Annotated in this window: 14 protein-coding genes and 1 tRNA gene; 9 read left to right on the top strand and 6 right to left on the bottom strand. The window is 35.0% G+C overall.

Annotated elements, in window-relative coordinates; translation table 11 throughout:
* The first annotated feature begins 234 nt into the window (after window positions 1–234).
* The 6 genes from ybgC to hslU all read left to right on the top strand — a co-directional run bounded on the left by ybgC (window position 235) and on the right by hslU (window position 4,907).
* A complete protein-coding gene (gene ybgC / locus GQ590_RS10315) occupies window positions 235–630 on the top strand; it encodes a tol-pal system-associated acyl-CoA thioesterase (protein ID WP_160406361.1) in 396 nt (131 codons plus the stop codon).
* Window positions 627–1,298 carry a protein TolQ gene (gene tolQ / locus GQ590_RS10320; RefSeq protein ID WP_065635272.1) on the top strand — a complete coding sequence of 224 codons (672 nt, stop codon included), beginning with the start codon at window positions 627–629 and terminating at the stop codon, window positions 1,296–1,298. The genes ybgC and tolQ overlap by 4 nt, the downstream gene beginning before the upstream one ends.
* 2 nt (window positions 1,299–1,300) lie before the next feature.
* Window positions 1,301–1,723, top strand: a complete 423-nt coding sequence (gene tolR, locus GQ590_RS10325; RefSeq protein ID WP_065635271.1) for a colicin uptake protein TolR — start codon at window positions 1,301–1,303, stop codon at window positions 1,721–1,723.
* Window positions 1,724–1,745: 22 nt separating this feature from the next.
* Entirely contained in the window at window positions 1,746–2,882 is a 1,137-nt protein-coding gene (gene tolA, locus GQ590_RS10330; protein WP_160406360.1) for a cell envelope integrity protein TolA, read from the top strand.
* Window positions 2,883–3,028: 146 nt separating this feature from the next.
* Entirely contained in the window at window positions 3,029–3,556 is a 528-nt protein-coding gene (hslV, locus tag GQ590_RS10335; RefSeq protein ID WP_025316169.1) for an ATP-dependent protease subunit HslV, read from the top strand.
* 25 nt (window positions 3,557–3,581) lie between these two features.
* Complete coding sequence (gene hslU, locus GQ590_RS10340; RefSeq protein WP_160406359.1) at window positions 3,582–4,907, top strand: HslU--HslV peptidase ATPase subunit; 1,326 nt, start codon at window positions 3,582–3,584, stop codon at window positions 4,905–4,907.
* A 101-nt stretch (window positions 4,908–5,008) separates the two neighbouring features.
* On the opposite strand, the gene GQ590_RS12355 is transcribed toward hslU, so the two are convergent.
* The 3 genes from GQ590_RS12355 to GQ590_RS12935 are packed head-to-tail and all read right to left on the bottom strand — an operon-like array spanning window position 5,009 to window position 5,647.
* Complete coding sequence (locus GQ590_RS12355; RefSeq protein WP_202112974.1) at window positions 5,009–5,164, bottom strand: integrase core domain-containing protein; 156 nt, start codon at window positions 5,162–5,164, stop codon at window positions 5,009–5,011.
* Window positions 5,154–5,516, bottom strand: coding sequence for a DDE-type integrase/transposase/recombinase (locus GQ590_RS12360; protein WP_202112975.1), 363 nt, complete (start codon window positions 5,514–5,516; stop codon window positions 5,154–5,156). The genes GQ590_RS12355 and GQ590_RS12360 overlap by 11 nt, the downstream gene beginning before the upstream one ends.
* Window positions 5,517–5,557: 41 nt before the next feature.
* Entirely contained in the window at window positions 5,558–5,647 is a 90-nt protein-coding gene (locus GQ590_RS12935; protein ID WP_368669162.1) for a hypothetical protein, read from the bottom strand.
* A gap of 148 nt (window positions 5,648–5,795) precedes the next feature.
* On the opposite strand from GQ590_RS12935, the gene GQ590_RS10350 reads away from it, so the two are divergent.
* Window positions 5,796–6,029 (top strand): hypothetical protein, encoded by a 234-nt coding sequence (locus tag GQ590_RS10350; RefSeq protein ID WP_160406358.1) that lies wholly within the window; start codon window positions 5,796–5,798, stop codon window positions 6,027–6,029.
* A 242-nt stretch (window positions 6,030–6,271) separates the two neighbouring features.
* On the opposite strand, the gene GQ590_RS10355 is transcribed toward GQ590_RS10350, so the two are convergent.
* Window positions 6,272–6,348, bottom strand: a tRNA-Pro gene (locus tag GQ590_RS10355).
* Window positions 6,349–6,421: 73 nt separating this feature from the next.
* Complete coding sequence (gene tgt / locus GQ590_RS10360; protein WP_160406357.1) at window positions 6,422–7,558, bottom strand: tRNA guanosine(34) transglycosylase Tgt; 1,137 nt, start codon at window positions 7,556–7,558, stop codon at window positions 6,422–6,424.
* A gap of 162 nt (window positions 7,559–7,720) precedes the next feature.
* Between tgt and GQ590_RS10365 the strand changes: the two genes are divergently transcribed.
* Window positions 7,721–8,368 carry a M48 family metalloprotease gene (locus GQ590_RS10365; RefSeq protein WP_160422593.1) on the top strand — a complete coding sequence of 216 codons (648 nt, stop codon included), beginning with the start codon at window positions 7,721–7,723 and terminating at the stop codon, window positions 8,366–8,368.
* A 78-nt stretch (window positions 8,369–8,446) separates the two neighbouring features.
* On the opposite strand, the gene queA is transcribed toward GQ590_RS10365, so the two are convergent.
* Window positions 8,447–9,478: a tRNA preQ1(34) S-adenosylmethionine ribosyltransferase-isomerase QueA gene (gene queA / locus GQ590_RS10370; RefSeq protein WP_160406355.1), complete on the bottom strand. Its 1,032-nt coding sequence runs from the start codon at window positions 9,476–9,478 to the stop codon at window positions 8,447–8,449.
* 151 nt (window positions 9,479–9,629) lie between these two features.
* Here queA and GQ590_RS10375 point away from each other — a divergent pair, with 151 nt between their 5' ends.
* Window positions 9,630–10,388 (top strand): M48 family metalloprotease, encoded by a 759-nt coding sequence (locus tag GQ590_RS10375; protein ID WP_160406354.1) that lies wholly within the window; start codon window positions 9,630–9,632, stop codon window positions 10,386–10,388.
* Window positions 10,389–10,445 lie beyond the last annotated feature (57 nt).

Here is a 10,445-nt window from a genome sequence, read left to right on the forward strand (position 1 = left end):
TAGCATAGAAGAATTCCTTTTAATAATGGACCCTTCTCTATTAGATCAAAGAACTCGCCAAAAAGCGAGTTCTTTGTCATCAATCAGGGGCGACTATTTGCTACCTCTTTATTTTTCGGATATAGTTTTTAATAGTAAATGATAATTGTTTTCGTTTGAGCTTTTTTATATCATAGTGCAGGGAATTTTATATTCAGATATAATAGCACCAAATTTAATTAGTGCGATTTTGATATGAAACAATATACATGGAATGCAAGAGTTTATTATGAAGACACAGATGCCGGTGGTGTAGTTTATCATGCACGTTATCTTGCTTTTTTTGAACGAGCTAGAACCGAAATACTTAGAAAGGTTGGCATAAACCAACAAATGCTATTGCAGGAAGGTGTTGCTTTTGTGGTAAAAAAGATGGATATTAACTACCATTTTCCAGCTCGTTTAGATGATATGCTAACAATCACAACTAGCATTGAGCAAGTTCGTAAGGCGTCTATCATTTTTAAGCAGACTATTTTAAATCAAAATAACCAAGTTATTAGTACAGCAGATGTTCTTATAGCTTGTGTAAATATCACTAAAATGAAGCCATGTGGGCTTCCTAAGTTATTAGTTTTGGAGTTTATATGAATATTATTGATCTGTTTTTGCAAGCAGGTTTTTTAGTAAAATGTGTTATGCTGTTACTGCTTATTTTTTCGATTATATCATGGGCTATTATTTTTCAACGAACTAAAATTTTAGGTAAAGCTAAAAAACAAATTGAACAATTTGATAATAGTTTTTGGGTTGCTGATGATTTAAATGTTTTATTTGATAAAGCAAAATTTAATAAAGAAGAAATTAGCGGAACTGAACATATTTTCTATTCAGGCTTTAAAGAATTTTCAAGGCTGTATCAAATTAACCCAAATATGGCAGAAGCAGCCTTAGATGGAGCATCACGTTCTATGCGTTTATCAATGAATCGTGAGCTTGATAACTTGGAATTGCATATACCTTTTTTAGGTACCGTAGGCTCTATTAGCCCATATATAGGCTTGTTTGGCACTGTATGGGGGATTATGAATGCATTTATTTCTTTAGGTGAAGCTAAACAAGCTACATTAAAATTAGTTGCCCCAGGTATCGCTGAGGCATTGATTGCAACAGCTATTGGCTTATTTGCTGCTATTCCTGCGATACTTGCTTACAATCGTTTATCATTAAGTGTAAGCCGAATTGAACAAAGCTACCTTAACTTTATTGATGAATTTTCGGCAATTTTACAGCGTCAAGCTGTTGCTGTTAGGAAATAATTATGAGCAGACGTTCATCACGTTTTTCAATTAAATCTGAAATTAATATAGTACCTTTACTTGATGTATTATTAGTATTAGTACTTATTTTTATGGCAACAGCCCCAATCATTAGTCAAAGTGTTGAAGTTGATCTGCCACAAGCTTCTGAGTCTAAAACAGTTTCTCCTTCAGAAAATAAGCCAGTTATTATTGAGGTATCTGGTATTGGGATGTATGTGCTTATTATTGATCAAGAACGTAAAATTAATTTACCACAAGAACAAATTATCGCCGAAGTTAAACAGCAGATTTCACTTAACGAAAAGACTGTTTTTTTAGTTGGTGGTGCAAAAGATGTCCCTTACGAAGAAATTATAAAAACGTTGAATTTATTACAATCAGCAGGGGTTAAGTCTGTAGGATTAATGACTCAACCAATTTAAACAATATAGCAAGAAATCAGCAATGTCTTATAAGCCAAATTCAAAATTAAGTATAGCTATTATAGTATCCATTATATTACATGTGATTTTAATTGTCATTTTGGGTTACCATGCTATTCATGATGATAATACTAACTATGGTAGCATTAATGGAAATTCTATTGATGCTATTATGGTTGACCCCTCAATCATGACCGAACAATATCAAAGGCAATTAAAAACACAAGTTAACCAAAAACAAGCTGAACAACAAAGGCAGCAACAATTAGATGAGCAGGCTCGAAAGTTACAAGAGCAACAGCTTACCCAACAACAGCGACTTAAAGAGTTAGAAAAGCAGCGTTTACAAGTTGAACAACAACAAAAGAAGGAGGAGGAGGCTGCACAAGCTGCACAGCTAGCAAGACAAAAAGAAGAAGCTGCTCGCAAAGCTAAAGAACAGTTAGAACAGCAAAAAAGAGAAGCAGAAAAACAGCGTCTAGAGCAACAGCAAGCTGAGCTAGCAAAACAAAAAGCCGAACAAGAAGCTAGATTAAAAGCAGAGCGAGAGTTATTAGATAAACAACGTGAAGAAACTTTACGTAAGCAAGAAGAGCTAGTGAAACAAAAAGCTGAACAAGAGGCTAAAGTGAAGGCCGAAAAAGAAATTATTGAAAAACAAAGGATGGAGAATGAACGCAAACAAGAAGAGTTAAACAAACAAAAGGAAGAGCAAGAGCGAGCAAAAAAGCAAGCCGCTGAAAAAGCTGCTGCAGAAAAGGCTGCTGCCGAGAAAGCAAGAAAAGCCGCACAAGCTAAAAAAGACAAAGAACTTGATGACTTGTTAGGTGGATTGACATCTGGTACACAAAATCCATCTGGTGGATCGGCTAGCCGTAAAGGGGTTTCGAATGGAGAACTTAATAAATATAAGTCTTTAGTCGAAAATGCTATCAGTAATAAATTTATTAATCCCAACAAATTATATAGTGGTCGTAATTGTGTTTTAGAAATTCAGATAGCACCTGATGGTCTATTACTTGATGTTACAGCGAAAGCCGGTGATGAAGCTTTATGTCGAGAGGCGCTTTCAGCAACTAAACGAGCTATAATTCCAAAACCTTCAAGTACATTTTATGATCAAGTGAAAACGATGGAAATTGATTTTCAGCCTAAATAACGTTATACGCAAATACTGGGTTTTCTGAAACTTATTTACAAAAAATTATCAATATTTTCAAATAAAAATATTGAAATTACATTAATTATCCCAATATATCTTCTATTCATTTCAAATCAAGTTTTAAGTAAAAGAAGGAGCAGAACATGACAACAATTGTCAGCGTCCGTCGTGAGGGGCAAGTCGTTATTGGAGGTGATGGTCAAGTCACGTTAGGTGAACGTATTATTATGAAAGGTAATGCTCGCAAAGTTCGTCGTTTATATAATAACAAAGTGATTGCAGGGTTTGCTGGTGGTACTGCTGATGCTTTTACACTCTTTGAGCTATTTGAGCGAAAATTAGAGATGCACCAAGGGCATTTAACCAAAGCTGCTGTTGAACTCGCTAAAGATTGGCGAACAGATAGAATGTTACGTAAACTAGAAGCTTTACTTGCGGTGGCTGACGAAAGTGCATCACTGATTATTACAGGTACTGGTGATGTTATCCAACCAGAAGATGATTTAATTGCTATTGGTTCTGGCGGTCCTTATGCTCAAGCTGCAGCTCGTGCGTTACTAGATAACACTTCACTTTCTGCTCACGATATTGTACAAAAATCGTTATCGATTGCTGGTGATATTTGTGTGTATACCAATAATTTCCAAACTATTGAAGAGCTCAACTATTAATTAATTGAATAAAGAGAATATCATTATGTCTGAAATGACTCCTCGCGAAATTGTAAGCGAATTAAACAAACATATCATTGGACAAGATAAAGCAAAACGTTCTGTAGCAATTGCACTGCGTAACCGTTGGCGCCGTATGCAACTAAATGAAACATTGCGTTATGAAGTTACACCCAAAAATATACTTATGATTGGCCCAACAGGTGTAGGTAAAACAGAAATTGCAAGACGTCTTGCCAAATTAGCTAACGCACCATTTATTAAAGTAGAAGCGACTAAATTTACAGAAGTCGGTTATGTAGGTAAAGAAGTTGATTCAATCATTCGTGATTTAACAGATTCAGCAGTAAAAATGATTCGCCAACAAGCAATTGAACGTAATCGTAATCGAGCGGAAGAATTAGCTGAAGATCGTATTTTAGATGTGCTTGTACCTCCTGCTAAAGATGGATGGGGGCAAGTTGAAGATAATAATTCAACAGCAAGGCAAGCTTTTCGCAAAAAACTACGTGAAGGTGCACTTGATGATAAAGAGATTGAGATTGAAGTAGCTAGTGTCAATATTGGTGTAGAAATTATGGCACCTCCTGGTATGGAAGATATGACAAACCAATTACAATCTATGTTTCAAAATTTAGGTGGACAAAAAACTAAACCACGGAAAATGAAGATCAAAGATGCATTTAAACAGTTAATTGAAGAAGAAGCTGCTAAATTAGTTAATCCTGATGATCTTAAACATGAAGCTATTGAGGCAGTTGAACAAAACGGTATTGTTTTTATTGATGAGATAGATAAAGTTTGTAAACGTGGTAACTCATCAGGTCCAGATGTTTCACGTGAGGGGGTGCAACGGGATCTGTTACCATTAGTTGAAGGTTGTACTGTGTCGACTAAACATGGCTCTGTTAAAACAGATCATATCTTATTTATTGCATCAGGAGCTTTCCAAACAGCGAATCCATCTGATTTAATTCCTGAATTGCAAGGTAGATTACCGATACGAGTTGAACTACAAGCACTAACTAGTGAAGACTTTGAACGTATTTTAACTGAACCAAATGCTTCACTTACTGTTCAATATAAAGCACTAATGGCAACAGAAGGTGTCAACATTGATTTTACTACTGATGGTATTCGAAAAATAGCGGAATCAGCATGGCAAGTCAATGAACAAAATGAAAATATTGGTGCTCGCCGGTTGCATACTGTATTGGAACGCTTGATGGAAGAGATTTCATTTGAAGCTAGTGAACTTAATGGCCAAACGGTCATAATTGATGCTCAATATGTAAGTGATCATTTAGATAAACTGGTTGCTGATGAAGATCTAAGCAAGTTTATTCTATAATTTAGTTTGGATTTTTAATATAAAAGGTGAGTTAAACTCACCTCAGATTGATGACAAAGAACTCGCTTTTTGGCGAGTTCTGTCGGAAAACGCCGAGTTGTTTACACTTCATGGTTAAAATAATCCTCTAAAAACTCATAAGGCGTTTTCCCTGAAATCGCTTTATGTGGTTTAACAGTATTATAAAAATTAATAAAGCGTTTGAGTTTTTGTTTTCTATCTTTTAAATCGCTAAATATTTGCTGATTATGCCACATCGCAATTCAAAGTTCGTATCGCTCTTTCGGCTTTCCCATTCGTTTGTGGGCAGGCGGGGTTGGTGAATTTTTGATTAATACGATGGCTATGGCATGTTTTAACAAATAGGTGTTCGCTGGTGCCTTGATATTCACGTCCATTATCGGAATAAATACATGTAGTGGTATAAGGACACTGGGCTAACACATCGTTTTGTAAAAATTGTGCCGAGCTAAATTGGGATTTATCAGGATAAATACCGGCATAAAGCTCACGTGAAAAATCATCAATGCCAACAAATAAATATTCTCTCGTTTGTTGTTTCGTTTCATTTTTAAGTAAAGGTAAACGTTTGGTATCAACGTGTAACATTTCACCCGAATAGGTTTTGTTATAGCGTTTAGCTTGCCGTCTTAATTTATCTTCAATCGGGCTTTCTTTAGTACGTTATAAATGGTAGGCCGACTGACCATAAAGCGTTTTGCTAAATTGGTGACGGTTATTTTTTCTTTATGCTATAAGCGCCATATTTCTTGTCTGTGATAAGGCGTTAATTTTTTTATGGATATTTATTACAGTCTTTTCTCAAATTACTGTAAACAACGCGAGGGATTTCTACAAATAAACGTTTAAAAATGGCAAAGGCGCATCATGTTAGCTTTCAATTATGTTGCTTTAGCTGTTCAAATTATAATTGCATGTGAACTTAAAATTATAGTACGCTCTAATCAAGATTATGGTCCTCTTTTATTATCTCCGTGTATATTTCTAATTATTTATAGTTTTCCAATATCATGGTTAGAAAGCCCAAAAGCTTATTTAAAAAAAGAAAAAGAAAAAATAGAAATAATAATGAATTTAGTGAAGTTAGCTTCCCACCATTAACAACTGTCGCATTACCTTTTACAAACAAATTGAAGAATATATAGCGACGTTGATATTACATAAATTAAATAATAAAACGGATTTGATTGAACCGAAATTATCCCAATGAGAGTCGGTGATTCAAGCTCGAGTGAGTTTATAATTATTTATTTTAAATAAGAGAATATAATAGGAAAATTTTATTCTCAAAACTCAGAAACAAAAAAATCACACTTAGAAAAGCACGCTTTTTTATTGAAAATTGGTCGGCGAGAGAGGATTCGAACCTCCGACCCACTGGTCCCAAACCAGTTGCGCTACCAAGCTGCGCTACTCGCCGTTAGGAAGCGCATAATACTGCGCTTCCTAAAAAGTGTCAATACCTATGATAAAAAATTATATCTGTTATGATATTATTTTGATAACGGCGCAGGTGTTTTACCAATTCGTTGATAAAATTCAATAACAAAATCTTCGTAACGTTTATTTGCAACAGCTTCACGAATTTCTGCCATTAAACGCTGATAATAACGTAAATTATGAATAGTGTTTAAACGTGCACCTAAAATCTCACCGCATTTGTCTAAATGATGAAGATAAGATTTTGTGTAATTTTTACATGTATAACAGTCACAATGAGGATCAAGTGGCGTGGTGTCGTCTTTATATTTTGCATTACGAATTTTAATTACACCATTTGTGACAAATAAGTGGCCATTACGGGCATTACGGGTTGGCATCACACAGTCAAACATATCAATTCCACGCCTAACACCTTCAACTAAATCTTCTGGTTTGCCAACACCCATAAGATAACGTGGTTTATCAGCAGGTAATTGTGGACATGTGCCTTCAAGAATTCGATGCATATCAGCCTTAGGTTCACCAACAGCTAATCCTCCAACGGCATAGCCATCAAAACCAATTTCAGTTAACCCTTTGATTGAAATATCACGCAGCTCTTGATGTATTCCGCCTTGCACAATACCAAAAAGTGCATTTTTGTTGCCTAACTCATCAAAACGCTTTCGGCTACGTTTAGCCCAACGTAAAGACATTTCCATTGATTTTTTGACATAATCCCATTCTGCAGGAAAGGGGGCGCATTCGTCAAAAATCATTACGATATCTGAACCCAAGTCATACTGAATTTCCATTGAGACTTCAGGTGATAAGAAAATCGAATCGCCATTAATTGGATTACGGAAATAAACACCTTCTTCTTTTATTTTACGAATATCACCCAAACTAAAAACTTGGAAACCTCCTGAATCGGTCAAAATTGGGCCATGCCATTGCATAAAATCATGCAAATCGCCATGTTTTCGCATGATTTCTTGTCCAGGCCTTAACCATAAATGGAATGTGTTACCAAGTAATATTTGCGCACCAGTTGCAGCAACCTCTTCAGGAGTCATGCCTTTTACCGTGCCATAAGTACCAACAGGCATAAATGCTGGTGTTTCAACAGTATATTCAACGCCACGGCGATCAAATTTCATACGTCCTCGACGAGCAAGTCCATCGGTATTGTCTAGTTCAAATTTCATTTTTTTGTTAACCTCTTGCGACCAAATAAACAGTTTGGCGCTAATTATTGTTATAATACGTCGTCGTATTACTAATTTGCGGCGCTAGTTTACCGTGCAAAGGTACAATAGACAATATTTGAACGGAGATTAAGGCATTTGAAGTGCATTGTTTTCTTTTTAATGTCATGTTTTTTATTGGTTGCTTGTCAATCCCAAAATAAAAAAACGACATTTATTATTACATCAGAACAAATTAAACATCTATCTGAACAAGATATTGAGGCTATTGGCGCGCAAGTATGTGTTGAATCAGATAAACGATCTGTTATTGCTAACGAAAACAGTAGGCTTAATAAAAAACTTCAGATGCTTGCTCAAACTTTACCCAAAAAGATTAACAATATTGAATTAACTTACAAAGTTTATTTAAATACTGACCCCAATGCATGGTCAACCGTTAATGGTTGTATTCGTATAAATAGTGGATTGATTAAATTACTTAACGATAACGAATTACAGGCAGTTTTAGCTCATGAACAAGCACATATTGCTCTTAAACATGCTATAAAATCATTTAGACTAGCCCCTTACGTTGAGATAACCAATAAAGATGTCGTTATTCTTGTAAAAAAAGAGGTCGCTCAACAATATGAGTTTGAGGCCGATCATTATGCATTGGAGTTATTAATGAGCAGAAGTATAAACCCAATAGGGCTTGTAACTATGTTAAAAAAAATGCCAATGCATTCAACAATTAATACAACAACATCACATCCATCAAATATAAAACGTATTGATCGTATTTTAGAAAGATTAGGTACTAAATAAGTATTTATTTAGATAGGTTTAATATAGCCAATAAAGTTTGAGCTCAGTTTCATTTTATTGGCTACTTATTTGATATTTTTAATTCTGTGCTGTAATAAACATAGCATCGCCATAACTAAAAAATCGATACTTTTCTTTTACTGCATGTTGATAAGCATTCATGGTATTTTTATAACCTGCAAATGCTGAAACAAGCATAATGAGTGTCGATTCAGGTAGATGAAAATTGGTAATAAGTGAATCAATGACCTTAAATTGATAATCAGGATAAATAAAAATTTGGGTGTCGCCAAAAAATGGTGCTATTTTACCTGTTTTTTGAGCGGCACTTTCTAACGCTCTAACAGAAGTTGTTCCTACTGCGATAACTTTATTATTTCGAGCTTTACATGCTAAAACAGCTTCCACAACCGAGTCGGGCACTTGAGCATATTCGGCGTGCATGATATGCGTTTCAATGTTTTCAACTCTAACTGGTTGGAATGTTCCTGCGCCAACATGTAGAGTAACAAATGCCATTTCAACCCCTTTTTGCTTTAATTTTTCTAATAAAGGTTTATCGAAATGAAGACCTGCCGTGGGTGCAGCAACGGCTCCTGGCACTTTGCTATAAACGGTTTGATAAACTTCGCGATCTTGTTCATCGTCAGGTCGGTCAATATAAGGTGGCAATGGAATATGGCCTATTTTATTTAAAATAGTAAGTACATCATCAGGAAATTGTAATTCGAATAAAGCATTGTGGCGTGCTAGCATGGTAACCTTAATAAGCTCGTTATCTCCTAGTACTAGTTCAGTCCCTATTTTCGGTGACTTTGACGCCTTAATATGCGCAAGAGCTCGGTTATTATCTAATATTCTTTCAATTAATATTTCAATTTTTCCCCCTGAAGCTTTTTTCCCATATAGGCGAGCAGGAATAACTTTAGTATCGTTGAAAACAAGTAAATCACCTGGATTGATTTTATCAATAATATCTGTAAATACGTTATCTTCAATTTTACCTGTGTGACTATCAAGCGACAAAAGTCTACATGCGCTTCTAGTTTCTGAAGGATGTTTGGCAATTAGCTCTTTGGGAAGGTAAAAATCAAAATCGGATAGTTGCATAATCGTGTTCCTCAAAAATGAGGCATTAGTCTAAAGCCCTCATAATGTCTAATCAAGTAATTATTTATTGATTATTATTAAAGTTGCGTTAAAATTTCACTTGTCTAAAAAAATAGGCATTTGAAATTTATATTAATATAAGGAAAAGAGTATGAATAAACATCAAAAAACATTGTTGGTTGTACTGCCTTTAGTGGCTGCAATGTCACTCGTTGGTTGTAAAAATATGAGCGCAGATGACTTAACTAGTCTTGGCATGAAAGGTTTAAAAGCTGCTACTTTAAGTGATAATGATGTAAAAGAATTAAGTAAACAATCATGTGCAGAGATGGATGCTCAATCAAAAATTGCTCCAGCCAAAAGCGCTTATGCTAAGCGATTAAAAAAAATTGCTAAAGCACTTGGTAATAATCTAGATGGAACACCAATTAACTATAAAGTATATATCACAAAAGATGTTAATGCATGGGCAATGGCTAATGGTTGTGTTCGTGTTTATAGTGGTTTAATGGATATGATGACCGATAATGAAATTCAAGGCGTTTTAGGTCACGAATTAGGTCATGTTGCTTTAGGTCATAGTAAAAAAGCAATGCAAGTTGCTTATACAACTGAAATTGCACTTGATGCAGCAGCTGCATCAGGTAATGCTAAAATAGCTTCTCTATCTAAATCTAATTTAGGAGCTTTAGCATCAGCAGTAATTAATTCTCAGTTTTCACAAAAACAAGAACAAGATGCGGATAATTATTCTTTCGATTATTTAGTTAAGAAAAAAATCAATCCAATCGGTCTTGCAACAGCATTTGAGAAATTAGGTGGTGGTGATGCGTCTATATTAAGTAGTCATCCATCTTCATCAGATCGCGCTAAAAACATCCGTAAAAAAATAGCAGATTTAAAAAAATAAATGCTGCGTAGCAGCCTAAGTTGAAAAGCGCTACTACGGCGCTTTTTTTATTTTTAA

It is taken from the genome of Gilliamella sp. Lep-s35 (assembly GCF_009795845.1).
Classification (GTDB): Bacteria; Pseudomonadota; Gammaproteobacteria; order Enterobacterales; family Orbaceae; genus Gilliamella.